Genomic DNA, 25,663 nt, shown 5'->3' on the forward strand with positions numbered 1-25,663 from the left:
TCCTGGGCCGCATGGACGTCGCGCGCATCATCTCCCGAGCTCTCTCGCTGACCCCGGTGCGCGCCTTCCTCCGCTACAGCGAGCGCCGGGGCGCGATGCTCGCCGACAGCGTCACCTATCGGGCACTGTTCAGCATCTTCGCGGCCGTCCTGCTCGGCTTCTCGATCGCGGCGCTCTGGCTCGCGGGAAACAAAGAGGCGTGGGCCGCGCTGATCGACGCCGTCAACGGCGCGGTGCCGGGTCTCGTCGGCGAGGGCGGTCTCATCGACCCCTCCGACATCCAGGCGCCGGCGGGGCTTTCGATCGCCGGCGTGATCGCTGCGGTCGGTCTCCTCGGTGCAGCGATCGGTGCGATCGGATCGCTCCGCTCGGCGATCCGCGTCATCTGCGATCGGGCGACCGATGATGTGCCGTTCTGGCTCGTGATGCTGCGCAACCTCGCCCTCGCGGTCGGGGCGGGAGGCGCGCTCCTCGCCTCCGCCGCGGCGACGATGCTCGGCACGGCCGGGCTCGGCATCGTCGCGGGGTGGTTCGGTGCGAGCGAGGACGATGCCGTGATCGTGTGGGGCGGGCGACTCCTGTCGATCGTGGTGACGTTCGCGCTGGATGCCGTGGCGATCGCCGTGCTCTTCCGGGTCCTCTCCGGCGTCCGTGCCCCGGCTCGGGCGCTGTGGACGGGATCCCTCCTGGGCGCCGTCGGCCTCACCGTGCTGCAGCAGCTGTCGGGTCTGTTCATCGGTGGGGCGAAGTCGAATCCGCTGCTGGCATCGTTCGCGGCGCTGATCGCGCTCCTCCTGTGGATCAACCTGTCCGCGCAGGTCATCCTCATCGCGACCGCCTACATCTTCACCCTCGTCCGCGAGGGGGAGGACGGGGTCCGCGAGCGGTTCGGCGCGGCGACGTTCGCGCAGCGCCGCGTGCAGCAGGCGGAGGAGGGCGTCCGTCGCACGAGCGACGAACTGGTCGCCGCGCGCGCCGCACTGGCGGAGGAGACCGACGCAGCGCGAGACCGCGCGGAGACCGCATCGTGACACTCGTGTAAATTCTCTCGTCGTCCGGGCTGGGAACGGTCACGGTTCGCGCCGGTGTGTGTAGTTTCTTCTACGTGACCGCAACTGACCACACACCCGAGTCCGCGCACCCGCTCGGGGCCACGCATCCCCTCGCTCTCGCTCCCGTCACGGGACCGGCCAGCTCCGTCGACGGATTCGTTCGGCAATTCCTGCGCAACCTCAACTACGAGCGCGGCGTGCCGCTGTCGGCCTCGACGCCGAACGATCGATACATGGCGTTCGCGATGACGGTCCGGGACTACCTCATGGCGCGGTGGCTGGAGGACCAGAAGCGGCAGCGCGAGGCGCAGGCCAAGGGTGTGGCGTACCTCTCCGCCGAGTACCTTCTCGGTCGCCAGCTGGACAACAACCTCCTCGCGACGGGCCTGTCCGAGATCGCGACCGCGGCTATGGAGACGTGCGGCATCGACATCGACGATCTGCGCGCGCAGGAGGTCGAGCCCGGGCTCGGCAACGGTGGTCTCGGCCGCCTCGCAGCGTGCTTCATCGACTCGCTCGCGACCCTCGGTGTGCCCAACACCGGCTACGGCATCCGGTACGAGTACGGCATCTTCCGCCAGACCTTCGAGGACGGTCAGCAGGTCGAACAGCCCGACTCCTGGCTGCGCCTCGGCTCGCCGTGGGAGTTCCCCCACCCGGAGGCGGCGCGGACGATCTCGTTCGGCGGCCACACCGAGACCTACGACGACGAGGGCACCGAGCGCAGCCGCTGGGTGCCGGCGTGGAACGTCCTCGCCGTCCCCTACAACTACATGGTCCCCGGCTACCTCAACGGCCGCGTCAACACGCTGCGGCTGTGGAGCGCGAAGGCCACGAACTCGTTCGACCTGCGCGTGTTCAACTCGGGCGACTACGAGGAGGCGGTCCGGTCGCAGACCTTCGCGGAGAACATCTCCAAGGTGCTCTACCCCGAGGATTCGACCCCGCAGGGCAAGGAGCTGCGCCTGCAGCAGCAGTACTTCTTCGTCGCGGCATCCATCGGCGACTTCCTCGCCTCCCTGCCGGCGGACTTCGACCCGGCGAACCTCCCCGACCGCATCATCTTCCAGCTCAACGACACCCACCCGGTGATCGGCGTGCCCGAGCTCATGCGGGTTCTCGTCGATGAGAAGAAGATGGCGTGGGAGGATGCCTGGGGCATCACCCAGAAGTGCTTCGCCTACACCTGTCACACGCTCCTGCCCGAGGCGCTCGAGGTGTGGTCGGTCGACCTCCTCGGCCGTCTCCTGCCGCGCCACCTGGAGATCATCTACCGCATCAACGACGAGTTCCTGGTCGAGGTGCGCGAGCGCTTCGGCGACGACGAGATGCGGATCCGCAACATGTCGATCATCAGCGAGTTCCCCGATCGCTCGGTCCGCATGGCCTTCCTCGCGACCGTCGCCGGGGCCAAGGTGAACGGCGTCGCCGAGCTGCACTCGCAGCTGCTGCGCGAGAAGGTGCTGCCCGATTTCAACGAGTTCTACCCCGGCAAGTTCACGAACGTCACCAACGGCGTCACGCCGCGTCGCTTCGTCCGACTGTCGAACCCGGGCCTGTCCACGCTCATCACCGAGGCGATCGGCCCGGGATGGGTCACCGATCTCGAGCGCCTGCGCGAACTCGAGACCTATGCCGAGGACACGCAGTTCCGCGATGCCTTCGCGCAGGTGAAGGCCGCGAACAAGCGCCGGCTGGGCGATGTCCTGCGTGCGCGCGACGGTGTGGAGATCAGCGACGGGCACATGCTCGATGTGATGGTCAAGCGCCTGCACGAGTACAAGCGGCAGATGCTGAAGCTGCTGCACATCGTCACCGAGTACGAGGGGATCGTCTCGGGGCGGGTCGCGGCATCCGACGTCCAGCCGCGCACCTTCGTCTTCGGCGCCAAGGCCGCACCCGGCTACGTCATGGCCAAGCGGATCATCCACCTCATCAACGCGGTCGGCTCCGTCGTCAACGACGACCCGCGCGTCGAGGGGCGGCTGAAGGTGCTGTTCCCGCCGAACTACAACGTCACGCTCGCCGAACGGCTGATCCCCGCGGCGGACCTCTCCGAGCAGATCTCCCTCGCGGGCAAGGAGGCATCCGGCACCGGCAACATGAAGTTCGCGCTCAACGGCGCCCTCACGATCGGCACCGACGACGGAGCGAACGTCGAGATCCGGGAACTCGTCGGCGACGACAACTTCTTCCTGTTCGGCATGAGCGAGCCCGAGGTCGAGGCCCTCTGGGCACGCGGCTACAAGCCCGCGGAGTTCTATCAGGCCGATGACGGGCTGCGCCGCGCGATGGACCTCATCGCCTCGGGCGCCTTCTCGGGCGGGGACAAGACGGTGTTCGAGCCGATCGTCTCGAACCTGCTCTACGACGACCGCTTCATGGTGCTCGCCGACTATTCCTCGTACATCGCGGAGCAGGCGAAGGTCGACGCCGCCTACGCGGATCAGGATGCCTGGACCCGTTCGGCCATCCTGAACGTCGCCCGCTGCGGGTTCTTCTCGTCCGACCGCTCGATGCGCGACTACATCGAGCGCATCTGGCACACGCCGCCCGTGATCTGACCGCGTCCGGCACCCGGCCACCCGTCCCGCACCCGCGCGGTCGGGTGGTCGGAAGCGGCGCGCCGCTTCATCGGCCCCGCGCCGCCACCCGCACGCCCCGTTCGGAAAGCAGGGCGGATCGCCCTTTTCCGGCAGCCGCGCCGCGGCCGGGGACGGTCCAGCCTGCTGTCGCGACGCTCGGGGCCGGTGATCGTCGCGGCTTCGGCGGGAGGATCACCTGGCAGCGCCGTGTCCGCGGGGCAGGCTGACGGCGCGCTCGCGGGCACCGCTGCGTTCGGAAAGCAGGGCGGATCGCCCGTTTCCGGCAGCCGCGACGGCGCCGCGGCGGATCCGGCCTGCTTTCGTGACGTTCACGCGCGCGGCCCCGGACCCGGGTCCGGGCCGGGGCGGCGACGTTCGGGTTCGGGGCCGGGGGCGACGCCGGGTGTGGCGACCCGGGCCGGGGGTCAGGGGCGGGCGTACCGTTCGACGAAGGTGCGCAGGATGGTTCCGGTGTGCGTCACCGGCGCACGGCGCACCGCACCGAGGGTGAGCTCGAGCTCGTCGGCGGCGAAGTACCCGTGGCCTGCGTAGACCCGGATCCGGGTCGAGATGCCGTCGACGTCGAGCTCGGGGTGGAACTGCGTCGCGTAGACGTTCCGACCGACGCGGAACATCTGCACCGGGCAGGCCGCGCCGCACGCCAAGAGTGTGGCCGAGGGGGGAAGCACGGTGATCGCCTCCTTGTGGCCGACGAACGCGGTGAAGACGTCGGGGAGGCCCGCGAGGAGCGGATCGGATGCCCCGGCGGCGGTGCGTGACACCTCGACGACGCTGATGGGCTCGCGGTACGTGCTGTCGATGACGGCGCCCTGGTGCGCGCCGACCGTGCCGATGCCGTAGCACGCGCCGAAGAACGGGAAGTCGCGTGCGACGACCTCGTCGAGGAGCCCGCTGATCTCGCGCTCGACCCGGTGCTGGACGGCGGACTTCCTCTCCGGCGCGTCGGAGGCGTTGAAGGGCCCGCCGCCGACGAAGATCCCCGACCAGTCGTCCAGGTCGATCTCGCCGAGCGGCTCGGCTTCGAGGCGCCTGCGCACCAGCTGGCGCGGCTCGAGCCCGGTGAAGCGGAGGAACAGCGCGTACTCGTCGTCGGCGGGGACGTCCTCGGCGCGGGTGGCGAGGAGCAGGAACGGCTTCATGCGTCCGCCCTCGGCGCAGCCGCAGCGCTCGGCGCGATGGCTGACGCAGCGCTCGAGGCGATGTACGCCGTGATCGCCTCGAGGGTCGCCGCGACCGCCGGATTGCGCGGCCCCTCATCCCGCGCGACGGCCCAGTAGGCGAGCGGATGCTCGTACGCGCCGTCGAGCACCCGGACCAGTCGCGGGTCGGCGTCGCCGAGGAAGTCGGGGAGCAGGCCGATGCCGGCGCCGGCGGCGGTCGCCTCGACGTGAGCGAACACGCTCGTCGAGCGCAGCGACGGCGGGGAGTCGGGGAGCTCCTGCAGAGCGCGATCGAGTTCATCGACCTGCAGCGAGCTCTCCACGTAGTAGATCAGCGGATGCCCCGCAAGATCGGAGACCGCTCCGGGAGCGCCGTACGCGGCGAGGTAGCCCGGCGTCGCGTACAGCCGCAGAGCGTAGGAGCAGACGGCGGTCGCATAGGCGCGGAGGACCTGCGGGCGCCCCACGACGATCTCCAGATCGACCCCGGATCGGTTCTGGCGCACCCGCTGCGTCGCGGAGAGGAGCTCGACCGCGAGGTGCGGGTGCGTGCGGCGCAGCGTCGTCATGGCGGGGGCGAGGAAGGTCGCGGTGAACCCGTCGGGAGCCGACACGCGCACCATGCCGTGGACGGCATCCTGGCCGCCCCCCTCGACGAGGTCGCGGAGAGATCCTTCGATGCGCTCCGCGATGCCGACGGCGCGGCGGCCCAGCGCCGTGACCTCCCAGCCGCCGGTCGTGCGGACGAGCACGCGCCCACTCATCGCGGACTCCAGCGCCGCGATGCGGCGCGAGACGGTCGAGTGGTTGACGCCGAGCACGTCGGCGGCCGCGGTGTAGCGGCCCAGGCGCGCCACCGTCAGGAATGTCATCAGCGCATCGAGCGGCGGCTCCGGCGCGGTCTGCTGCATGCGATGAGTGTGCACCAGTGCACAGCCAGGGTGCAAGTTTGCCATCGATCTGTGCATTGATCGGCATCCCATCGGCGACGTACAGTGAGCGCGGGAACCTTCCGGATGCCCGCACCTCCGACGACGCAGGGAGCACACGCATGTCGATCATCGCCTTCATCGGACTCGGCCGGATGGGCGCGCCGATGGCCGCGCACCTCGTGGCCGCCGGGCACACCGTGCGCGGCGTGGAGATCAACCCCGCGGCCGCCGCGGCGGCGGCGGAGCGCGGCGTGCACATCGTCCCCTCCGCGGCGGAGGCCCTGCGCGGCGCTGACGCGTGCCTCACCTCGCTCCCGAAGCCCGAGCACGTGCGCGCCGCGTACGGCGGCGACGACGGCATCCTCGCGCACGCCGCATCGGCGACGCTCCTGATGGACACGTCGACGGTCGATGTGGAGACCTCGCGCTGGTGCCACACGCAGGCGGAGGAGCGGGGGCTCAGCTTCGTCGACGCGCCGATCTCCGGCGGGACCGCCGGTGCCGAGGCGCACACCCTCACCTTCATGCTCGGCGGCCGCGATGACGCTGTCGACCGTGCACGCGAGGTCGTGGCCCCCATGGCGGGCAACGTCATCGCCTGCGGCGAGGCGGGGGCCGGGATCGCGGCGAAGCTCGTCAACAACATGATGCTCTTCATCGGCGTGATGGCGGTATCGGAAGGCTCTCAGCTCGCCGAGCAGCTCGGGCTGGACCCGAAGGTGTTCTGGGATGTCGCCCGGGTGTCCTCGGGTGACTCGTGGCCGCTCCGCACCTGGTATCCCGTCCCCGGCGTCCTGGAGCGATCGGCGGCGGACAACAACTTCGACGCGACCTTCTCCGTCGACCTCGCGCGGAAGGACTGCGGCCTGGCTGTCCACGCCGGGGATGTCACGGGCGTCCATCTGCCCGCCGCCCGCCTCGCGCTCTCGCAGCTCGACGACCTCATCGCCGAGGGCCTCGGCGCGAAGGACTGCACCCTCGTCGCGAAGCTGGCGTCACCGGACGGCACGCTCCGCGGCTACGACCCGGCACTCGACCGCACCCTGGAAGGGACCCGCTCATGAGCACCACCATCGATCGTCCGACGCTCACCTCCATCCCGCACGTCGTCGGCGGCGCGCGGGTCGAGGCGGAGGGGCGCACCGGCGCCGTCTTCAACCCTGCGACGGGGGAGCAGACCGGTGTGGTCGCCCTCGCCTCTGCCGACTTCGTGCACGAGGCGGCACGCACGGCGCAGCAGGCGCAGCGCGGCTGGCGGGAGACCGGGCTCGGCAAGCGGCAGCAGGTGATGTTCCGCCTGCGCGAGATCGTCTCGACGCGTGCCGAGGAGCTCGCCCGCATCATCACGGCCGAGCACGGCAAGACCGTGCCCGACGCCCTCGGCGAGGTCGCGCGCGGGCTCGAGAACGTCGAGTTCTGCACGAGCCTCATGCATCACCTGAAGGGCGAGTACTCCGAGCAGGTCGCCTCCGGCGTGGACGTCCATCAGGTGCGCCAGCCGATCGGGGTCGTCGCGTGCATCACGCCCTTCAACTTCCCCGCGATGGTGCCGCTGTGGATGGTGACCACGGCGATCGCCGCCGGCAACGCGGTGATCCTCAAGCCCAGCGAGCGCGACCCGTCGGCGGCGGTGTGGATCGCGGAGGCCTTCGCCGAGGCGGGGCTCCCGGACGGCATCCTCAACGTCGTGCACGGCGACAAGGAGGCCGTCGACGCGATCCTCGACGACGAGATCATCCGCGCCGTCTCCTTCGTCGGGTCGACGCCCGTCGCGAAGTACATCTACACGCGGGCCGCGGAGAACGGCAAGCGCGTGCAGGCGCTCGGCGGGGCGAAGAACCACATGATCGTCATGCCCGACGCCGACCTGGCCGCCGCCGCGGACGCCGCGATCTCCGCCGGCTACGGCTCCGCGGGGGAGCGCTGCATGGCCGTCTCGGTCGTCGTGGCGGTGGGCGATGTCGCGGACGAGCTCGTCGAGAAGATCGCCGAACGGATGCCGCAGGTCACCGTCGGGGACGGCACCCAACCGGGCATCGAGATGGGTCCTCTCATCACCCGCGACGCACTCGAGCGGGTGACCGGCTTCGTCGCCGGGGCCGCAGGGGAGGGTGGCCGCGTCGTCGTCGACGGGCGGGATCTCGACGTGCCGACCGGGGGCTTCTTCATCGGCCCGTCGCTCGTCGACGACGTCGCACCCGGCATGCGCGTGTACGACGAGGAGATCTTCGGGCCGGTGCTGTCGGTCGTGCGGGTGGATGCCTACGACGACGCTGTCGCGCTCATCAACGCCAACCGCTACGCGAACGGCACCGCGGTGTTCACGCGCGACGGCAAGACGGCACGTCAGTTCGAGTTCGACATCGAGGTCGGCATGGTGGGGGTGAATGTGCCGATCCCCGTCCCGATCGGGGCGTTCTCGTTCGGCGGCTGGAAGGACTCGCTGTTCGGCGACACGCACATGTACGGTCCGGAGGCGTTCAACTTCTACACCCGGCGCAAGGTCGTCACCACGCGCTGGCCAGAGGCGAGCGAGAGCCAGATCAGCCTCGGATTCCCGACGCACTGACCGCGGCGCGGGGGCCTGTCCGGCCCCCGCGCTAGGCTGGAATCCCCGATCACAGGAGGTACGACATGGCGATCGCACGACTTCACGGCGGCCCGCTCGACGGGCAGGTTCTGCCGCTGGACGACGAGACGCAGGACTCGTTGATCCTGCCCTACAGCGAGACCCAGCTCGTGTACGAGCGCGGCGGCGCGCTCGAGAACACGGGCGAGGGTGACGGTCCGACCTCGAGCGACTTCCACTACGTCGAGGCCGAGGACGACATCAACCCGGATCCCGACGGCCGGGACGAGTGACGACGACCCCGGATTCCTCTCAGCCGGTCCGGTCCCTCGAGATCGAGATCACGTTCGACGTCGATGCCGACACGTCGCTTCCCGAGTGGACGGCGCTCGAAGGCGTCGCCGCCGTCGAGGGGCCGGAGCTTCGTGATCTCGATGCACGATACGTCGACCTCGCGTCGATGACGCTGGGTCGTGCCGGGTACGCCGTGCGACGCCGCACGGGCGGCCCGGATGAGGGCTGGCACATCAAGGGGCCCAAAGGTGCCGAGGGCGGCCGGATCGAGCAGCACTGGCCCCTCGGCGACGGTGACGCGCCACCTCTCGGTCTCGTCCACGCCATCTCCGCGGTCGAGCCTCGCGCCGGGGCGACCGGCGCCCTGGTCCCGATCGCGCGCATCCGCAATGCACGGCACGCCTACCTGCTGCGGGACGCCGCCGGCGGCGCCATCGCGGAGTTCGTCGACGATCATGTGATCGCCGAGGACCTCCTCCGCGGGGTCGAGACGCGCTGGCGCGAGTGGGAGTTCGAACTCGGCTCCGCCGCACCGACCGACCTCGACGATCGTGTCGAGCTCCTGAGCGCCGCGACGGACATCGCCCTCGCCGCGGGGGCCCGGCGGGCGCGTTCCGACTCGAAACTCGCGCGCGCGCTCGGCGCCTGAGGTCGCGGAGACCGCCGGAAACGACGAACGCCGCCCCCGGCTTCGTTCGGGGCGGCGTCTGTCGTATTCGCCAGCATACATCTAGCGGTGGCGACACGCCAGAGTCCGCGGGCGCAGAACGCCCCGGCGAGCCGAAGCCCGCCGGGGCGCGTCGTGCGCTCCGAAGGAGATCAGAGGTTGATCATGTGCCCCGCGAGGCCGTGGAACGCCTCCTGCAGTGCTTCCGACAGCGTCGGGTGCGTGTGGACGTTGCGCGCGAGCTCGAGCGCGGTGAGGTCCCACTTCTGCGCGAGGGTCAGCTCGGGAAGGAGCTCCGAGACGTCCGGACCGATGAGGTGGCCGCCGACGAGCTCGAGGTGCTCGGCATCCGCGATGAGCTTGACGAACCCGACCGGCTCGCCCAGGCCGTGCGCCTTGCCGTTGGCCATGAAGGGGAACGTGGCGACCTTGTACTCGCGGCCGGTCTCCTTGTACTGCGCCTCGGTGTAGCCGAAGGACGCCACCTGCGGCGAGCAGAACGTCGCGCGGGGCATCATGCGGTAGTCGCCCAGCGCCATCGTCTCGGCTCCGCCGATGGTCTCCGATGCGACGACGCCCTGCGCTTCGGCCACGTGGGCGAGCTGGAGCTTGGCCGTCACGTCGCCGATGGCGTAGATGCCCTCGACGTTGGTGCGCATGAAGTCGTCGATCTCGATGGCACCGCGCTCGGTGAGCTTCACCCCGGTGTTCTCGAGGCCGAAGCCCTCCACGCGGGGGGCGAAGCCGATCGACATGAGCACCTTGTCGGCGTCGATCGAGCTCTGCTGACCGCTCTTGTTGTCGGTGTAGGTGACGGTGACCTTGTCGCCGGAGTCCACGACCGACTCGACCTTGGTCGAGACGAGGATGTCCACGCCGAGGTTGCGGTACTGCTTGGCGATCTCCTTCGAGACGTCGGCATCCTCATTGGGGAGGGCGCGGTCGAGGAACTCGATGATCGTGACCTTCACGCCGTAGTTCGTCATGACGTAGGCGAACTCCATGCCGATCGCGCCGGCGCCGACGATGACGATCGATCCCGGGAGGTCGCGGCTGAGGATCTGCTCCTCGTACGTCACGACGTTCTCGCTCAGGGTCACGCCGGGGAGCAGCCGCACGGTCGAGCCGGTCGCGATGATCGCGTTGTCGAACGTGACCTCCTCCGTCCCGCCGTCGCTCCTGGTCACCGTGATCGCCTTGGGTCCGGTGAACGTCCCGCGTCCCTCGTACTCGGTGATCTTGTTCTTCTTGGTGAGGTAGTGGATGCCCTTGACGCGGCCGTCGGCGACGACGCGCGAACGGTCCCACGCCTTGCCGTAGTCGAGCGTGAACTCGCCCGAGATGCCGAAGAAGTCAGCCTTGTGCTTCAGCGTGTGCGCGATCTCCGCGTTCTTCAGAAGCGCCTTGGAGGGGATGCAGCCGACGTTGAGGCAGACACCGCCCCAGTACTTCTCTTCGATGATGGCGACGGACTGACCGAGCTGCGCGGCCCGGACGGCCGCGACGTAGCCACCGGGGCCGGCACCGAGGACGACGACGTTGTAATGAGGCATGCCTCAAGCCTAGTCCTCGCGGGAGCGCCGAGCCCTCGCGACCAGGACCGCCACGAGTGCGCCGCCCAGGGCCACCGCGACGAGGGCGATGATGATCCACACCCCCGCGAGGGACGCGGGTGCGGAGTCCGCCGGCGCGGTCGCGGTCGGTGCAGGGGCGGGGAGGACGGCGGATCCGTCGCCCACGGTGAAGGTGAACTGATCCGAGACGGGATGCCCGTCGCTCGAGACGACCCGCCAGATGACGGTGACCGCGCCCGATGCCGAGCCGGTCAGCGGCTGGGTGAGACGCGTGCCGTCGAGGACCGGATCGCCGCCCACCAGGGAGGCGCCCGTGGCATCCGTCACCACGACCTCCGTCGCGCCGGGCTCATCCATCAGCACGCCGCTGAAGGTGAGCGTGAGCTCGCTCGGCAGAGCGTCGATCTCCGATCCCGCGGCGGGGTCCGAGCCGATCAGCTCGTCGTGGGCCCAGGCCGGCGCGGCGGCGAGGACGAGCGCGAGAGCGGCGACCAGCCCGAAGAGCAGGGCGAGGGGGCGACGAGCCGTGTGAATTTCTTGTGACATCACGCCATCGAGCCTAGGTGAGCCTGTCGCCCGCCGCGGGGCAGCGGTACCGTGGCCCCAGCAGGCGGGCCCGAGTCCGTGAGGCCCGCACCGACACCGTGAGGGGTGCACCGATGGACGCGATGATGATGAACGCCATGACCGAGGACATGATGTCGATGGAGGGCATGCCCGCCCTCGACATGACGATGATGCAGGCGTGCATGGACGCCTGCGCCGCCTGCGAGCAGGCGTGCACGGTCTGCTCCACGCAGATGATGGACTGCTCGGTCTCCTGTATGAACTGCGCCGACATGTGCAACACGATGATGCGGGCCATGATGCGGATGCAGGGCATGACCCCCGCATCGATGATGGCGATGCTCGACGCATGCATCGCCATGTGCCAGACCTGCATGGACATGTGCATGATGCACGCCGACGAGAGCCCGGTCTGCAAGATGTGCGCCGACTCCTGCCGCGCCTGCATGGACGCGTGCATGGCCATGAAGGACGCCCTCGCCGGCTGAGCGGCCCCGGGGGAGACCTCGCGCGGATCAGAGCGCGAGGGCGTTGAACAGACGCGTTCCGATCGCCAGCGTGTGGTAGCGCTCGTGATAGGCCACGGGAGTGCCGACAGCGCCCGCCGCAGCGGCGCCCGCGCCGTTCCACAGCACGAGAGCATCGCCCTCGAGGGTGTGGAGGGTGAGGGTGCCGTCCGCGGCATCCGTCGCCGTCACGATCGCGTCGCGCCATTCGGCGGGAGTCGCCGACGCGAGCCGCGCCTGGATGAGGTGGACGGCGTGGCCGGGGGCGAAGGAGGAGCAGGCGCTGCCGTGCACGCACATGCAGACCGCGTCCTGACGCACCGGGGTGGGCGTGAGGCGGTTCTGCGGCGTGGACACGGAGATCTCCATTCGATGGTCGGAAGGCCAGGCTAGGTCGAGTGGCCGATCACGCGCCCGATCCGCGACACACGATGCAACAAACGCCGCGCCGCCTCGGCGCGGGGGCCTCCGGCCGGGGGTTCGCCACCGCCTCCGATCCGTTAGGGTGAAGGACGAGGAGGACACCGTGGACAACAGTGAACAGGGCGCGGCTGACGCGCCGGGCGCCGGGGACATCCGCCGTGGCGCGGACGACCGCAGCGCGGTCGATTCGACCCAGACGTTCGGTCACGATTCCGACCTCTCCTTCATCCCGTTCGGCAGTGAGCTGACCGAGGCCGAGCTCGAGGCGATCAGCGCCCTTCCTGCCCGCGCGGCTCTTCTCCTCGTGCGATCCGGCCCTACCGCCGGCGCTCGCTACCTGCTCGACACCGACGTGACGACGGTGGGCCGCCACCCGGAGGCCGACATCTTCTTCGACGACGTGACCGTGTCGCGTCGGCATGCCGAGATCACGCGCACGGGTGGCTTCTTCGAGCTCGTCGACCAGCGCTCCCTCAACGGCACGTACGTCAACGGCGAGCGTGTCGATCGCGCCGTCCTCGACGACGGCGCCGAGGTGCGCATCGGCAAGTTCCGCCTCAACTTCTTCGTCTCGCCCCTCGATCGCTCCGCGGTGGCCGGAGCGTGAGCCCCGCCGTGGCTCCCCGAGGACGGTCATCGTCCTCGGGCCACCTGAGCATCGGTCAGGTGCTCGCGCGGCTCACCCCCGAATTCCCGCACCTGAGCGCGAGCAAGCTCCGCTACTTCGAGGAGCAAGGGCTCGTCACGCCGCTGCGCACCGAGGCGGGGTACCGCAAATTCTCCCCGTCGGATGTCGCCCGCGTGCGGACGGCGCTCACCCTTCAGCGTGACCACGACTTCAAGCTCGCGCGCATCCGCGAGTACCTCGACGCCCACGACGGCGAGGTGGATGTCGCGCTGCCGCCCTCGATCCTCGAGGCGCCCCGCCGGTACCGGCGCGACGAGCTCCTCGCCTCGGCGGGCGCCGCGCCCGGGCTGCTCGACGCGGCGATCAGCTCCGGCCTGGTCGTCGCTGCCGACACGTACGACGACCGCACCCTCGCGCTCCTGCGCGCTCTCGTGGCGCTCGACGGCCATGGCATCCAACCCCGCCACGTGCGCGGCACCCGCCAGGCCGTCGAACGCGAGGTCGCCCTCGTCGGAAGCGCGCTGGCGCCGCTCCTGCGGCGGACGGATGCCGCATCGCGCGCACGCGCGAACGAACTCGCCCCCGAGCTCCTGCGACGGCTCGACGAGGCGCGCTCCGCGTTCCTCGCGGCCGCGCTCGACCGTCTCACCCCGTGAAGCGCGACACGCCGAGACCGCTCGGACGGATGTCGTTGCCGGTGGCGGGCTCCTCCTCTACCGTGGAGGGACAACACCCGTCCGGCTGGAGGCGACGATGACCGCGCATGATGCGCCCGCGGGGAGCCGCACCGAGCAGCCGTTCCAGACGGATCTCCTGTTCACCGACGGCCTGCCGCAGATGGACGACGAAGTCGGCTACCGCGGTGCCGTCGCGGCGCGAGCCGCGGGCATCACCTACCGTCAGCTGGACTACTGGGCACGCACCGAGCTCGTCGAGCCGACGGTGCGCAGCGCCACGGGCTCCGGCTCGCAGCGGCTCTACGGCTTCCGCGACATCCTCGTCCTGAAGCTCGTCAAGCGTCTGCTCGACACGGGCATCTCGCTGCCGCAGATCCGTACGGCCGTCGCGCAGCTGCGCGCCGCCGGCATCCGCGACCTCGCCGGGACGACGCTCATGAGCGACGGGGCGTCGGTGTACCTGTGCACCTCCAATGACGAGGTCATCGACCTCGTCAACCGCGGGCAGGGCGTGTTCGGCATCGCGGTCGGCAAGGTCCTGCACGAGGTGGAGTCGACGCTCGTCGACTTCGAGCCGCAGGCGCCCGATCCGGCCGACGAACTGGCGGCACGGCGTACCAAGCGCTCGGCCTGATCCCGCTCGCGCAGTGCGCCCCGCACGGGGGTTGCGCCGACGCGACGCTCGGGGCGTCAGGCGCGCTGTTCGCCCGCGGAGATCCGACCGGTGCGCATGACGCGGTCGAGCAGTGCGTCGAAATCGCTCGCGAGCTCCTGAGCGGAGTCACCGGGCCAGATGTGCAGCGGCTTCGCGGCGCCCTGCGCCTGCTGCAGCGAGGTGCGCTCGGGCAGCTGCGGCGACAGGACGAGCGGACCGAACATGTCGCGCAGCTCTTTGATGCGGAACTGGTGCTCGATCGACTGCGGTCGCACGCGGTTCACGACGATGCCGAGGGGCTGGAGGCGCGGGGAGAGTCCGCGGCGGATCTCCTCGATCGCGCGGAGCGCGCGGTCGGCGGCGGCGACGGAGAACAGGCCGGGCTCGGTCACGACGACGACGCGGTCCGATGCGGCCCAGGCCGTGCGGGTCAGCGCGTTCAGTGACGGAGCGCAGTCGATGAGCACGAGGTCGTAGTCGGCCTCGATCGTCGCGAGTGCCTCCTCGAGCTTCCACACGTCGCGCACGCTCGGGTGCGGGCCGTCGAAGTTGATGGCGGACGGGCTGCCGATCATGACGTCGATCGTCCCGGCGTGCACCTTCGCCCATCCGCTGGAGGTGATCGCCTGGCGGACGACCTTCTCCTTGGGGTTGGCGAGGACGTCGGCGACATTCAGTCGGCCGGCGACCTGAATATCCATCCCCGTCGACACGTCGGACTGCGGGTCGAGGTCGACGACGAGGGTCCGTACACCCCGGGCGAACGCCGCGGAGGCGAGACCCAGAGTCACGGTCGTCTTGCCGACACCCCCCTTGAGTGAGGAGACGGAGAGCACGTGCACAAGGCACTACGTTACCGTCCCCTAGGCTGTGAGGACACTCAGGCATCCCGGCGCGTGATGTCGCGCGCCGGACTCTCCCCGAAGAGGTGAGCATGTTCCGAAGGATCCTCGTCGCGAACCGCGGTGAAATCGCCATCCGTGCCTTCCGCGCCGCTTACGAGCTCGGCGCTCGGACTGTGGCCATCTTCCCCTGGGAGGATCGCGGGTCTCTGCATCGCCAGAAGGCCGATGAGTCGTACCAGATCGGTGCGCCGGGGCACCCGGTCCGTGCGTACCTGGACGTCGAGGAGATCATCCGCGTCGCCGTCGCCGCCGGTGCCGACGCGATCTACCCGGGATACGGGTTCCTGTCCGAGAACCCCGAGCTCGCGGCGCGCGCCGCTGAGAACGGGATCACCTTCATCGGGCCGCCGGCACGCGCGCTGGAGATGGCGGGCAACAAGGTGACGGCCAAGGAGCATGCGATCGCCGCGGGCGTGCCGGTGCTCCGCTCCACCGAGGCCTCCGAGGACGTCGACGAGTTGGTCGCGCAGGCCGAGGCGATCGGGTTCCCCATCTTCGTGAAGGCCGTCGCGGGTGGTGGCGGGCGCGGCATGCGCCGCGTCGAGACGGCGGGCGAGCTCCCGCCGGCCATCGCGGAGGCATCCCGCGAGGCGGCGGCCGCGTTCGGCGACGGGCGGGTCTTCCTCGAGCAGGCGGTGCTGCGTCCGCGCCACATCGAGGTGCAGATCCTCGCGGATGCCGCGGGCGAGACGGTGCACCTGTTCGAGCGCGACTGCTCGGTGCAGCGGCGTCATCAGAAGGTGATCGAGATCGCGCCGGCACCGAACCTGGATCCTGCCATCCGGGACGCGCTGCACGCCCACGCCGTCGCGTTCGCGCGGTCGATCGGGTACGTCAACGCCGGCACGGTGGAGTTCCTGCTCGAGACGGCGGGGCCCCGCACCGGCGAGGTCGTCTTCATCGAGATGAATCCGCGCATCCAGGTCGAGCACACGGTGACGGAGGAGGTCACCGACGTCGACCTCGTGCAGTCGCAGATGCGCATCGCGGCGGGGGAGACGCTCGGCGACCTGGGGCTGCATCAGGAGGACATCCACCTCCGGGGAGCAGCGCTGCAGACGCGCATCACCACGGAGGACCCCTCCCAGGGCTTCCGCCCCGACACGGGCCGGATCACCACCTACCGCTCGCCCGGCGGAGCCGGCATCCGCCTCGACGGCGGCACGACCGCCGCAGGATCGCAGATCAGCCCGCACTTCGACTCGATGCTCGCGAAGCTGACGTGCCGCGGGCGCGACTTCCCCGCGGCCGTCGCCCGTGCGCGACGGGCCCTGGCCGAGTTCCGCATCCGCGGGGTGTCCACCAACATCCCGTTCCTGCGCGCCGTCCTCGACGATCCGGCGTTCGCCGCGGGCGACCTGTCGACCTCGTTCATCGACGAGCGTCCCGCACTGCTGACCCGGAACCCCTCGCGCGACCGTGCCACGAAGCTCCTGAACTGGCTCGCCGATGTCACGGTCAATCGGCCGTACGGCGAAAAGCCGCTGTCGGTCTCGCCCGGGAGCAAGCTCCCCGCGATCGATCTCTCCTCGCCGCCCCCGCGCGGAGGGCGCGACGTGCTGCGCGAGCTCGGACCGGAGGGTTTCGCGAAGGCCCTGCGCGCTCAGACGGCTCTCGCCGTCACGGAGACGACGTACCGGGACGCTCACCAGTCCCTCCTCGCGACGCGCGTCCGCACCCGCGACCTCGTGCGCGTCGGGCCGCACGTCGCACGGATGACGCCGCAGCTCCTGTCGGTCGAGGCGTGGGGCGGTGCGACCTACGACGTCGCCCTGCGGTTCCTCGCCGAGGATCCCTGGGAGCGACTCGAGGCCCTGCGCGACGCGATGCCGAACATCCCGATCCAGATGCTTCTGCGCGGGCGCAACACCGTCGGCTACACGCCGCGGCCGACGGCCGTGACGGATGCCTTCGTGAAAGAGGCCGCCGCCACCGGCGTCGACATCTTCCGCATCTTCGACGCGTTGAACGACGTCGACCAGATGGTGCCCGCGATTCGCGCGGTGCTGGAGACCGGGACGGCGGTCGCCGAGGTGGCCTTCTGCTACACGGCCGATCTCCTCGATCCCGACGAGACGCTCTATACGCTCGACTACTACCTGCGCCTCGCGGATCGGATCGTCGCTTCCGGCGCCCACATCCTCGCGATCAAGGACATGGCCGGCCTCCTGCGCCCCGCCGCCGCGGCGAAGCTCGTCAGCGCGCTGCGCGAGCGATTCGACGTGCCGGTGCACGTGCACACCCACGACACCGCCGGCGGGCAGTTGGCGACGCTCCTTGCGGCCAGCGCCGCGGGTGCGGACGCCGTGGATGCCGCTGCCGCGCCCCTCGCGGGCACGACCAGCCAGCCCTCGCTGTCGGCCCTCGTCGCCGCACTCGCGCACACCGAGCGCGACACCGGCCTCGACCTGCAGGCGGTGAGCGACCTCGAGCCGTACTGGGAGGCCGTCCGCCACCTGTACCGTCCGTTCGAATCCGGCCTGCCGAGCCCGACCGGGCGCGTCTACCACCACGAGATCCCCGGCGGGCAGCTCTCGAATCTCCGTCAGCAGGCCATCGCCCTCGGCATGGCGGACGACTTCGAGCGCATCGAGGACATGTACGCGGCCGCGGACCGCCTCCTCGGGCGCCTGCCGAAGGTGACGCCGTCCTCCAAGGTCGTCGGCGATCTCGCCCTCGCCCTCGTGGCAGCGAACGCCGACCCGGCCGACTTCGAGCAGAACCCGCAGAACTACGACATCCCCGACTCCGTCGTCGGATTCATGGCGGGTGAGCTCGGCGATCTCCCGGGCGGGTGGCCGGAGCCCTTCCGGACGAAGGTGCTCGCCGGTCGCGAGGTGAAGGTGGAGATCCCCCCGCTTCTCCCGGAGGAGGAGCAGGGGCTCGCGGGCGATGCGGCGACGCGTCGGCGGACCCTCAACCGGCTCCTCTTCCCGGGTCCGGCGAAGGACTTCGAGGCGATGCGGACCTCCTACGGCGACCTGTCGGCGCTCGGCACACCCGACTACTTCTACGGGCTCAAGCCCGGCGAGGAGCACGTCGCCGAGATCGATCCGGGCGTGCAGCTCTACGTCGGCCTCGAGGCGATCGGCGAACCGGATGCCGCGGGAATGCGCACCGTCATGACGACCCTCAACGGCCAGCTCCGCCCGGTCTGGGTGCGGGACCGCTCGATCACCGTCGAGAAGGTCGCGGCCGAGAAGGCGGACACCTCCAAGCCCGGCCAGGTCGCGGCCCCGTTCGCGGGCGTCATCACGATCAAGGCTGCGGTCGGCGACCGGGTGTCCGCGGGGCAGCCTGTGGCATCCATCGAGGCGATGAAGATGGAGGCGGCCATCACGTCGCCCATCGAAGGGGTTGTCGAGCGGATCGCGATCGCCACCAGCTCGCCGGTGGATGCGGGGGACCTTTTGGTCGTCGTCCGACCCGCCGACTAGCCTGGACCGGGGCGCACCGCGCCCGCGGATGATCTGGGGGTGTGCATCGTGGCAGGTGAGCGTGACGACAGCGAGGCCGGCGAGCTCGACAACGGCGTGCTGCCGGAGGCGGGCGCCGACACGACCGCGATCGGCATCGTCTCGGGCGTGACGGCGCAGGTCGACGTCGCGCTGCCGAGCGCTGCCGCAGAGGACGATGACCTCGTTGACGACGACGAGGTCGCCGCGCCCGTCGTCCGCGACGCGGCGGATGCGGCGTCCGAACCCGTGGCCGACGAGCGTTCGGCGATCGCCGCAGGACCGACGGCGCGCGTGATCCCCTCCGCCCCGACCGACCGCACCGGGCTCGTGGCGACCGTTCCGGCGAAGGATGCGGACGTCGACCACCATGAGCGCGTGCGGCCGCGGACGTCCGAGATCACCCTCCAATCGCGTCGGCTCGGCGACTTCGAGGTCGACCGCGAGAGCGCGGACCTCCTCACCCCCGACCGGCTGCTGGACCCCGCCCACGTCGTGCGGCCCGAGCCTGAAGGGGCCTGGCGCCACCTCCTGTACACGCTCTCGGGCCGGCGCATCAACCTCGGCGACGGCCATCGCGCGCGGGCGCGCAAGGCGCTCGACGAACGGATCGCCGCGCCGCTGCCCGGGGGTGCGAAGTTCGTGCCGGTGCTCTCCCGCAAGGGCGGCGTCGGCAAGACGACCGTGACGACCCTCCTCGGCATGGCTCTCGCCGATGCCCGCGAGGACCGCATCATCGCGGTCGACGCGAATCCGGACCGCGGCACCCTGGCCGAGCGCATCGGACGCACGAGTGGCAAGACCGTTCGCGACCTCGTCCGTGCCCGGGCGGACGTGCACGGCTTCAACGACATCTCCCAGATCGTCGGGCGCGACCACACGCGTCTGGACGTCATCGCGTCCGATGCCGACCCGCACGTGTCCGAGGCGTTCAACGACGACGACTACCGCGACGTCGCCGAGATCGCCGCGCACTTCTACTCGGTCGTCCTCACCGACACGGGCACCGGCATCGTGCACTCCGTGATGGATGCCACGCTCGAGCGCGCCGACATCCTGGTCGTCGTCGCCGGACTCAGCATCGACGAGGCGCGTCTCGCGTCGGAGACTCTCACCTGGCTGGAGTCCAACGGCTACGCCGAGCGCGTGCGCTCCGCCGTCGTCGTCCTGAACACGGCCCGTCCGGGCGCCGCCCTCGTCCGCGCGGACGAGCTGGAGTCGCACTTCCGCAGCCGGGTGCGCCAGGTGGTGCGGATGCCGTACGACCCCCACATCGCCTCGGGGAGCGCCATCGCGTTCCGCGACCTCCAGGCGGAGACCCGTCAGGCTGCTCGGACGCTCGCGGCGACGGTCATCGAGGGTCTGCGCGCGCAGGCCGCCGCCTGATGGCCGTCCGTCCCATCCGCCTCTTCGGCGACCCCGTCCTCCGGGCCTCCTGTGCGCCGATCGACGTGATCGATGACGGCGTGCGCGGGCTCGTCCAGGATCTCCTGGACACGGTCGAGCTGCCGGGGCGCGCCGGCGTGGCCGCACCGCAGATCGGCGTGGCGCTGCGTGCGTTCAGCTACAACGTCGACGGGGTGATCGGCTACGTCCTCAACCCGGTCCTCGCCGAGGTGCGGGGAGGCCCCGAGCCGGTCGGCGAGGGATGCCTCTCGGTCCCCGGCCTGTGGCACGACGCGCTCCGATACCCGTGGGCGCGGGTGACGGGTATCGACCTCGACGGGAACGAGGTGATCCTCGAGGGGGAGGGGCTGATGGCGCAGGCGCTCCAGCACGAGACCGATCACCTCGACGGCATGCTCTACCTCTCCCGGCTCACGCCCGCCGACCGCAAGGCCGCGATGCGCGAGGTCCGGGAGAGCAGCTGGTTCTGAGCTGCGCGCTCAGCCGAGCGAGACGTTGGTCGTGGTGACCGGCACGGTGTAGATCTCCTCGATCGCGCCCGCGAAGTCATCCAGGATGACGTTCCGCTTGATGCTGAGCTTCGGCGTGAGGTGACCGCTGGCCTCGGTCCACTCGGAGTCGAGGATCGTGAACTTGCGGATCGACTCCGCGCGGGAGACGCCCTTGTTCGCGATGTCGATGGCCCGCTGGACCTCTTCGCGCACCTGGGGGCTCTTCGCGGCATCCGCCAGCGTCAGGTCGGCCGGCATCCCGTTATTCGCGAGCCAGGCCGGCAGCATCTCCGGGTCGAGCGTGACCAGGGCGGAGATGAAGGGCTTCTGATCGCCCACGACCACCACCTGCCCGACGATCGGGTTCGCACGGATGGGATCCTCGAGCGCGGCGGGGGCGACGTTCTTCCCACCGGCCGTGACGATGATCTCCTTCTTGCGCCCGGTGATGGTGAGGAACCCCTCGTCGTCGAACGAACCGATGTCGCCGGTCTTGAACCAGTCGCCATCGAAGGCGTCGGCGGTCGCCTCGGGATTGCGCCAGTACTCCTTGAAGACGTTGACGCCCCGGACCTCCACCTCGCCGTCCTCGGCCAGGCGCACGCCGACGCCGGGGATCACCGGACCGACAGTGCCGATCTTCGACTTGCTGGCCTGGTTGACCGTCGCGGGAGCGGTCGTCTCGGTGAGTCCGTAGCCCTCGAGGATCGTGACGCCCAGGCTGTGGAAGAAGTGCCCCAGCCGCGGGCCGAGCGGCGCGGATCCCGACACGGCGAACGCGACGCGTCCGCCCATCGCGTCGCGCAGCTTGCCGTAGACGAGTTTGTCGAACAGGGCGAACTTGATCCGCGTCCCGAGGGGGACCTTCTTGCCCTCCTGCAGCAGTCGCGAGTGCTCGATCGCCGTGTGCGCTGCCGCGCGGAAGATCTTGCCCTTCCCGCCGGCCTCCGCCTTCTGCTCCGCGGAGTTGTAGACCTTCTCGAACACGCGGGGCACCGCGAGGAGGAAGGTCGGCTGGAAGGAGCCGAGTGCCGGCAGCAGCTGCTTGGTGTCGGGCTGGTGGCCGGTCTTGACTCCCGCGTGGATGTCGAGGATCGAGATGAAGCGCGCGAACACGTGCGCCGTCGTGATGAACAGCAGCGTGGAGGCACCGGGGGTCGCGAACACCTCCCGGTTGGAGAGCGTGGCGTTGCGCGAGAGCTCGACGAAGTTGCTGTGCGTGAGCACGCATCCCTTCGGGCGTCCGGTCGAGCCGGAGGTGTAGATCAGGGTGGCGATATCCGACCCCTCGGCGAGGTTGCGTCGGCGCTCGATCTCGTCGTCGGCGATGTCGACGCCGCTCTCCTGCAGGGCATCGAGTGCGCCGGCGGCCATCGTCCACACCTCGCGGATGAGGGGCAGCTCGGAGCGGACCTCGGCGATGCGCGCGGCGTGCTCCTCGCTCTCCGCGATCACGGCGGTGGCGCCGGAGTCGGAGAGGATCCAGCTGACCTGCGAGGCCGAGCTCGTCTCGTAGACGGGGACCATCACGGCTCCCGCGAAGAACAGCGCGAAGTCCACGAGGGTCCACTCGTAGGTCGTGCGGGCGATGAAGCCGATCTTGTCGCCGGGTTCGATGCCGGCCGCCACGAAGCCCTTGGCCAGGGCGACCACATCGCGCTGGAACTCGGCGGCGGTGATGTCGCGCCAGCCCGCACCGGCATCCTGTGCCTCCGGCACGGCGAACAGAGCGAGGGAAGGCGTGGCCTTCACACGGTCCACGAGGAGGTCGGTGATGTTGGCGTGCGGATCGGCGGGAACGATCGCGGGGACTTCGAATTGGACGGCGGCGCTCATGATGCGGCAACTCCTTCGGTACCGGGAGGCGTCGGATGACGGCTGGGATCCAGTCTAACTGTTGGTGAGACTCAGTCCCGGGCGGCCGCCGACGTCCCGTGCTCTGCACGGCGCCTGCACCCCGCGGGACTGTCCTGTCCACACTAGACTCTCCGATGCCGTGGCGCCGATCGGTGCGGCCGGAACGAAGAGGAGAGCCGTGCTCAACGTCGGGATCGATATCGGCGGGACGAAGATCGCCGGAGGCGTCGTGGCCGCGGACGGTCGCATCCTGGAACGCGTCCGCGTCGCGACCCCGACCGACACGGGTGCGCTCGCTCGCGCAGTGGCGGAGATGGTCGAGCTTCTCGCCGCTCGCCACGAGGTGCACGGCGTGGGCGTCGCGGCGGCGGGCTTCATCGACCGTTCCCGATCGGTGATGCTGCACGCCCCCAACATCGACTGGCAGAACGAGCCGCTGCGCGCGCAGTTCGAGGCCCTCATCGGCCGCCCCGTCACGCTCGAGAACGACGCCAACGCGGCGGGCTGGGGCGAGTTCCGCTTCGGCGCCGGGCGCGGGACCACCGACATGGTCATGGTGACCCTCGGCACCGGCGTCGGCGGAGCGGTCATCACCGACGGGCAGCTCGTCATCGGCGCGAACGGGAGCGCCGCCGAGCTCGGTCACGTGCGCTTCGTGCGCGGTGGTCGGCCGTGCGGATGCGGGCAGAGCGGATGCCTCGAGCAGTATGCGTCCGGTCGCGCCCTCCAGCGCGAGCTCGCCGACATCGCCGCCTCCGACGACATCGGCACGCGGCTGGCCGCGCATCGCGGCGCTGACGGCATCGTGCACGGGCCGCATCTCGCTCTGCTGCTCGCCGAGGGCGATGCGGGAGCGCTTGAGGCCGTCCGCCGCGTCGCGACGGCGCTCGGCGAGGCATGCGGCGCGTTCCAGGCCGTGCTCGACCCCGAGCTCTACGTCATCGGCGGGGGAGTGGCCGACCTCGGTGAGGTGCTCCTGGAGCCGACCCGGATCGCCTATGAGACGGCGCTGCCCGGATTCGGGGACCGCCCGACGGCGCGGTTCGTCACGGCCACCCTGGGAAACGACGCGGGCCTGGTCGGCGTCGCCGATCTCGCGGGCCTCCGGAGCGTGTGAGGAGCGCCGATGTTCTACTGGTTCATGAAGTACATCGTGATCGGGCCGATCGTGAAGGCGATCTTCCGACCGTGGATCGTCGGGCGCACGAACATCCCCTCCACGGGAGCCGCGATCCTCGCGAGCAACCACCTGTCGGTGAGCGACTCGATCTTCCTGCCGCTGATGATCGACCGGCCGATGAGCTTCCTCGCCAAGAGCGACTACTTCACCGGCAAGGGTCTGAAGGGCTGGGCGACCCGGATGTTCATGAAGGCGACCGGCCAGATTCCCATCGATCGGACCGGCGGCAAGGCGTCCGAGGACTCCCTCAACACCGGATTGCAGGTCCTCGGTCGCGGCGACCTGCTCGGCATCTATCCGGAGGGCACCCGCAGCCCGGACGGCAAGCTCTACCGGGGGCGGACGGGGCTGGCGCGCATGGCGCTGGAGGCCCGCGTTCCCGTCATCCCCGTCGTCATGGTCGACACGGGCGAGATCATGCCCATCGGACGCTCGATTCCGCGGATCGGCCGGGTCGGGATGGTGATCGGCGAGCCGCTCGACTTCTCCCGATTCCACGGGATGGAATCCGACCGCTACGTCCTGCGGTCCGTCACCGACGAGATCATGGTGGCGCTTCAGCGCCTCGGCGAGCAGGAGTACGACGACGTCTACGCCTCCACCGTCAAGGATCGCGTGAACGCCGCCACCGCGGCGACGGCCGCGTGATCGCCGCCGTCATGCGGATCTCCACCCCTCGGGCGCCCCACTAGACTGGCCGGATGCCCACCCCGCACGCCGACCTGGATCACTGGCGCACGCTCCCGATCAAGCAGCAGCCCGCCTGGCCCGACGCCGATGCCGTCGCTGCCGTGTCGACGGAGATCTCGACTCTGCCGCCGCTCGTGTTCGCCGGCGAAGTGGACAACCTGCGCGACCGCCTCGCGAAGGCTGCGGCCGGCAAGGCATTCCTCCTGCAGGGCGGCGACTGCGCCGAGACGTTCGCCGGAGCGACCGCCGAGCAGATCCGCAACCGCATCAAGACCGTGCTGCAGATGGCTGTCGTCCTCACCTACGGCGCGTCCATGCCCGTCGTGAAGATGGGGCGGATGGCGGGTCAGTTCGCCAAGCCCCGCTCAAGCGATACCGAGTCCCGGGGCGACGTCACCCTTCCCGCCTACCGCGGCGACATCGTCAACGGATACGACTTCACGGAGCACTCGCGCCGCCCCGACCCGCAGCGTCTGCTGAAGGGGTACCACACCGCGGCATCCACCATCAACCTCATCCGGGCGTTCACGCAGGGCGGGTTCGCCGACCTCCGCGAGGTGCACTCGTGGAACCGGGGCTTCGCGCAGAACCCCGCGAATCAGCAGTACGAGCGTCTCGCGACCGAGATCGATCGCGCCATCAAGTTCATGGAGGCCGCCGGCGCGGACTTCGATGAACTCACGCGCGTCGAGTTCTACACGGGCCACGAGGGTCTGCTCATGGACTACGAGCGTCCGATGACGCGTATCGATTCGCGCACGCAGACGCCGTACAACACCTCTGCGCACTTCCTCTGGATCGGGGAGCGCACGCGCGAGCTCGACGGTGCGCACGTCGACTACTTCTCGAAGATCCGCAACCCCATCGGCGTGAAGCTCGGACCGACGACCTCGACCGGCACCGCGCTCGCCCTCATCGACGCCCTCGATCCGGAGCGCGAGCCGGGACGGCTCACCTTCATCACCCGGATGGGCGCCGGAAAGATCCGCGATGCGCTCCCGCCGCTGCTGGAGGCCGTGAAGGATGCCGGGGCCACGCCCCTCTGGGTCACCGACCCGATGCACGGCAACGGCATCACGACGCCCACCGGCTACAAGACGCGTCGGTTCGACGACGTCGTCGACGAGGTGCGCGGGTTCTTCGAGGCGCACCGCGCCGTCGGGACGCATCCGGGCGGCATCCACGTCGAGCTCACCGGCGACGACGTGACGGAGTGCCTGGGCGGCAGCGAGCAGATCGACGAGGCGACCCTCGCGACCCGCTACGAGAGCCTGTGCGATCCGCGTCTGAACCACATGCAGTCGCTCGAGCTCGCCTTCCTCGTCGCCGAGGAGCTCGAGAAGCGCTGATCCGCACCCCACGGCCGGT

Annotated in this window: 23 protein-coding genes; 16 read left to right on the top strand and 7 right to left on the bottom strand. The window is 70.2% G+C overall.

Going from position 1 to position 25,663, the window contains the following annotated elements:
* Positions 1-11: 11 nt before the first annotated feature.
* Positions 12-1,031 (top strand): YihY/virulence factor BrkB family protein, encoded by a 1,020-nt coding sequence (locus tag J0P97_RS02895; RefSeq protein WP_215486270.1) that lies wholly within the window; start codon positions 12-14, stop codon positions 1,029-1,031.
* 74 nt (positions 1,032-1,105) lie between these two features.
* A complete protein-coding gene (locus tag J0P97_RS02900; protein ID WP_215486271.1) occupies positions 1,106-3,616 on the top strand; it encodes a glycogen/starch/alpha-glucan phosphorylase in 2,511 nt (836 codons plus the stop codon).
* Between the two features lie 446 nt (positions 3,617-4,062).
* Here the strand turns inward: J0P97_RS02900 and J0P97_RS02905 are convergent, their stop codons facing one another.
* Entirely contained in the window at positions 4,063-4,797 is a 735-nt protein-coding gene (locus tag J0P97_RS02905; RefSeq protein WP_215486272.1) for a glutamine amidotransferase, read from the bottom strand.
* Positions 4,794-5,690, bottom strand: coding sequence for a LysR family transcriptional regulator (locus J0P97_RS02910; protein WP_215486433.1), 897 nt, complete (start codon positions 5,688-5,690; stop codon positions 4,794-4,796). Before J0P97_RS02910 ends, J0P97_RS02905 begins: the two co-directional genes overlap by 4 nt.
* Positions 5,691-5,869: 179 nt before the next feature.
* Between J0P97_RS02910 and J0P97_RS02915 the strand changes: the two genes are divergently transcribed.
* The 4 genes from J0P97_RS02915 to J0P97_RS02930 all read left to right on the top strand — a co-directional run bounded on the left by J0P97_RS02915 (position 5,870) and on the right by J0P97_RS02930 (position 9,262).
* On the top strand, positions 5,870-6,814 hold the full coding sequence (locus J0P97_RS02915; protein ID WP_215486273.1) for an NAD(P)-dependent oxidoreductase: 945 nt from the start codon (positions 5,870-5,872) through the stop codon (positions 6,812-6,814).
* Positions 6,811-8,319, top strand: coding sequence for a CoA-acylating methylmalonate-semialdehyde dehydrogenase (locus J0P97_RS02920; RefSeq protein WP_215486274.1), 1,509 nt, complete (start codon positions 6,811-6,813; stop codon positions 8,317-8,319). Before J0P97_RS02915 ends, J0P97_RS02920 begins: the two co-directional genes overlap by 4 nt.
* A 65-nt stretch (positions 8,320-8,384) precedes the next feature.
* On the top strand, positions 8,385-8,612 hold the full coding sequence (locus J0P97_RS02925) for a response regulator (protein WP_215486275.1): 228 nt from the start codon (positions 8,385-8,387) through the stop codon (positions 8,610-8,612).
* Positions 8,609-9,262, top strand: a complete 654-nt coding sequence (locus tag J0P97_RS02930) for a CYTH domain-containing protein (protein WP_215486276.1) — start codon at positions 8,609-8,611, stop codon at positions 9,260-9,262. Before J0P97_RS02925 ends, J0P97_RS02930 begins: the two co-directional genes overlap by 4 nt.
* 170 nt (positions 9,263-9,432) lie before the next feature.
* Here J0P97_RS02930 and lpdA read toward each other — a convergent pair whose 3' ends face one another.
* Both lpdA and J0P97_RS02940 read right to left on the bottom strand, forming a co-directional pair.
* A complete protein-coding gene (gene lpdA / locus J0P97_RS02935; protein ID WP_215486277.1) occupies positions 9,433-10,833 on the bottom strand; it encodes a dihydrolipoyl dehydrogenase in 1,401 nt (466 codons plus the stop codon).
* Positions 10,834-10,842: 9 nt separating this feature from the next.
* The gene (locus tag J0P97_RS02940; protein ID WP_215486278.1) at positions 10,843-11,400 is read right to left on the bottom strand and encodes a copper resistance CopC family protein; all 558 of its coding nucleotides are present in this window, start codon (positions 11,398-11,400) and stop codon (positions 10,843-10,845) included.
* A 113-nt stretch (positions 11,401-11,513) separates the two neighbouring features.
* Between J0P97_RS02940 and J0P97_RS02945 the strand changes: the two genes are divergently transcribed.
* Positions 11,514-11,909, top strand: a complete 396-nt coding sequence (locus J0P97_RS02945; RefSeq protein ID WP_215486279.1) for a four-helix bundle copper-binding protein — start codon at positions 11,514-11,516, stop codon at positions 11,907-11,909.
* A 27-nt stretch (positions 11,910-11,936) separates the two neighbouring features.
* Here J0P97_RS02945 and J0P97_RS02950 read toward each other — a convergent pair whose 3' ends face one another.
* Positions 11,937-12,284 (bottom strand): hypothetical protein, encoded by a 348-nt coding sequence (locus J0P97_RS02950; protein WP_215486280.1) that lies wholly within the window; start codon positions 12,282-12,284, stop codon positions 11,937-11,939.
* A gap of 169 nt (positions 12,285-12,453) precedes the next feature.
* Here J0P97_RS02950 and J0P97_RS02955 point away from each other — a divergent pair, with 169 nt between their 5' ends.
* From J0P97_RS02955 to J0P97_RS02965, 3 genes are all read left to right on the top strand, one after another.
* Complete coding sequence (locus tag J0P97_RS02955) at positions 12,454-12,957, top strand: FHA domain-containing protein (protein ID WP_215486281.1); 504 nt, start codon at positions 12,454-12,456, stop codon at positions 12,955-12,957.
* Positions 12,954-13,634 carry a transcriptional regulator FtsR gene (gene ftsR, locus J0P97_RS02960; RefSeq protein WP_215486282.1) on the top strand — a complete coding sequence of 227 codons (681 nt, stop codon included), beginning with the start codon at positions 12,954-12,956 and terminating at the stop codon, positions 13,632-13,634. The genes J0P97_RS02955 and ftsR overlap by 4 nt, the downstream gene beginning before the upstream one ends.
* A gap of 97 nt (positions 13,635-13,731) precedes the next feature.
* Complete coding sequence (locus J0P97_RS02965) at positions 13,732-14,289, top strand: MerR family transcriptional regulator (protein WP_215486283.1); 558 nt, start codon at positions 13,732-13,734, stop codon at positions 14,287-14,289.
* 56 nt (positions 14,290-14,345) lie between these two features.
* Here the strand turns inward: J0P97_RS02965 and J0P97_RS02970 are convergent, their stop codons facing one another.
* The gene (locus tag J0P97_RS02970) at positions 14,346-15,152 is read right to left on the bottom strand and encodes a ParA family protein (RefSeq protein ID WP_215486284.1); all 807 of its coding nucleotides are present in this window, start codon (positions 15,150-15,152) and stop codon (positions 14,346-14,348) included.
* 92 nt (positions 15,153-15,244) lie between these two features.
* Between J0P97_RS02970 and J0P97_RS02975 the strand changes: the two genes are divergently transcribed.
* The 3 genes from J0P97_RS02975 to J0P97_RS02985 are packed head-to-tail and all read left to right on the top strand — an operon-like array spanning position 15,245 to position 20,547.
* Complete coding sequence (locus J0P97_RS02975) at positions 15,245-18,652, top strand: pyruvate carboxylase (RefSeq protein WP_215486285.1); 3,408 nt, start codon at positions 15,245-15,247, stop codon at positions 18,650-18,652.
* Between the two features lie 39 nt (positions 18,653-18,691).
* Positions 18,692-20,056 (top strand): MinD/ParA family ATP-binding protein, encoded by a 1,365-nt coding sequence (locus J0P97_RS02980; protein WP_282836529.1) that lies wholly within the window; start codon positions 18,692-18,694, stop codon positions 20,054-20,056.
* Positions 20,056-20,547 carry a peptide deformylase gene (locus tag J0P97_RS02985; RefSeq protein WP_215486286.1) on the top strand — a complete coding sequence of 164 codons (492 nt, stop codon included), beginning with the start codon at positions 20,056-20,058 and terminating at the stop codon, positions 20,545-20,547. The genes J0P97_RS02980 and J0P97_RS02985 overlap by 1 nt, the downstream gene beginning before the upstream one ends.
* Positions 20,548-20,556: 9 nt before the next feature.
* On the opposite strand, the gene J0P97_RS02990 is transcribed toward J0P97_RS02985, so the two are convergent.
* Positions 20,557-22,404 carry an AMP-dependent synthetase/ligase gene (locus J0P97_RS02990; RefSeq protein WP_215486287.1) on the bottom strand — a complete coding sequence of 616 codons (1,848 nt, stop codon included), beginning with the start codon at positions 22,402-22,404 and terminating at the stop codon, positions 20,557-20,559.
* 199 nt (positions 22,405-22,603) lie between these two features.
* On the opposite strand from J0P97_RS02990, the gene J0P97_RS02995 reads away from it, so the two are divergent.
* Genes J0P97_RS02995 through J0P97_RS03005 form a run of 3 tightly spaced genes read left to right on the top strand, consistent with a single transcriptional unit; the run spans position 22,604 to position 25,644 of the window.
* On the top strand, positions 22,604-23,542 hold the full coding sequence (locus J0P97_RS02995) for an ROK family glucokinase (protein ID WP_215486288.1): 939 nt from the start codon (positions 22,604-22,606) through the stop codon (positions 23,540-23,542).
* A gap of 9 nt (positions 23,543-23,551) precedes the next feature.
* Complete coding sequence (locus J0P97_RS03000) at positions 23,552-24,253, top strand: lysophospholipid acyltransferase family protein (protein WP_215486289.1); 702 nt, start codon at positions 23,552-23,554, stop codon at positions 24,251-24,253.
* Positions 24,254-24,306: 53 nt separating this feature from the next.
* Positions 24,307-25,644 (top strand): class II 3-deoxy-7-phosphoheptulonate synthase, encoded by a 1,338-nt coding sequence (locus J0P97_RS03005; protein ID WP_215486290.1) that lies wholly within the window; start codon positions 24,307-24,309, stop codon positions 25,642-25,644.
* Positions 25,645-25,663 lie beyond the last annotated feature (19 nt).

Origin of the sequence: Microbacterium flavum, assembly GCF_018717645.1 — a bacterium.
GTDB lineage: Bacteria > Actinomycetota > Actinomycetes > Actinomycetales > Microbacteriaceae > Microbacterium > Microbacterium flavum.

What these genes read in the sequence shown, in the direction of transcription:
- J0P97_RS02895 (WP_215486270.1), top strand. Translation starts at nt 12, where the DNA reads ATGGACGTCGCGCGCATCATCTCCCGAGCTCTCTCGCTGACCCCGGTG.
- J0P97_RS02905 (WP_215486272.1), bottom strand. Translation starts at nt 4,797, where the DNA reads ATGAAGCCGTTCCTGCTCCTCGCCACCCGCGCCGAGGACGTCCCCGCC.
- J0P97_RS02910 (WP_215486433.1), bottom strand. Translation starts at nt 5,690, where the DNA reads ATGACATTCCTGACGGTGGCGCGCCTGGGCCGCTACACCGCGGCCGCC.
- J0P97_RS02915 (WP_215486273.1), top strand. Translation starts at nt 5,870, where the DNA reads ATGTCGATCATCGCCTTCATCGGACTCGGCCGGATGGGCGCGCCGATG.
- J0P97_RS02920 (WP_215486274.1), top strand. Translation starts at nt 6,811, where the DNA reads ATGAGCACCACCATCGATCGTCCGACGCTCACCTCCATCCCGCACGTC.
- J0P97_RS02925 (WP_215486275.1), top strand. Translation starts at nt 8,385, where the DNA reads ATGGCGATCGCACGACTTCACGGCGGCCCGCTCGACGGGCAGGTTCTG.
- lpdA (WP_215486277.1), bottom strand. Translation starts at nt 10,833, where the DNA reads ATGCCTCATTACAACGTCGTCGTCCTCGGTGCCGGCCCCGGTGGCTAC.
- J0P97_RS02940 (WP_215486278.1), bottom strand. Translation starts at nt 11,400, where the DNA reads ATGTCACAAGAAATTCACACGGCTCGTCGCCCCCTCGCCCTGCTCTTC.
- J0P97_RS02945 (WP_215486279.1), top strand. Translation starts at nt 11,514, where the DNA reads ATGGACGCGATGATGATGAACGCCATGACCGAGGACATGATGTCGATG.
- J0P97_RS02965 (WP_215486283.1), top strand. Translation starts at nt 13,732, where the DNA reads ATGACCGCGCATGATGCGCCCGCGGGGAGCCGCACCGAGCAGCCGTTC.
- J0P97_RS02975 (WP_215486285.1), top strand. Translation starts at nt 15,245, where the DNA reads ATGTTCCGAAGGATCCTCGTCGCGAACCGCGGTGAAATCGCCATCCGT.
- J0P97_RS02985 (WP_215486286.1), top strand. Translation starts at nt 20,056, where the DNA reads ATGGCCGTCCGTCCCATCCGCCTCTTCGGCGACCCCGTCCTCCGGGCC.
- J0P97_RS02990 (WP_215486287.1), bottom strand. Translation starts at nt 22,404, where the DNA reads ATGAGCGCCGCCGTCCAATTCGAAGTCCCCGCGATCGTTCCCGCCGAT.
- J0P97_RS03000 (WP_215486289.1), top strand. Translation starts at nt 23,552, where the DNA reads ATGTTCTACTGGTTCATGAAGTACATCGTGATCGGGCCGATCGTGAAG.
- J0P97_RS03005 (WP_215486290.1), top strand. Translation starts at nt 24,307, where the DNA reads ATGCCCACCCCGCACGCCGACCTGGATCACTGGCGCACGCTCCCGATC.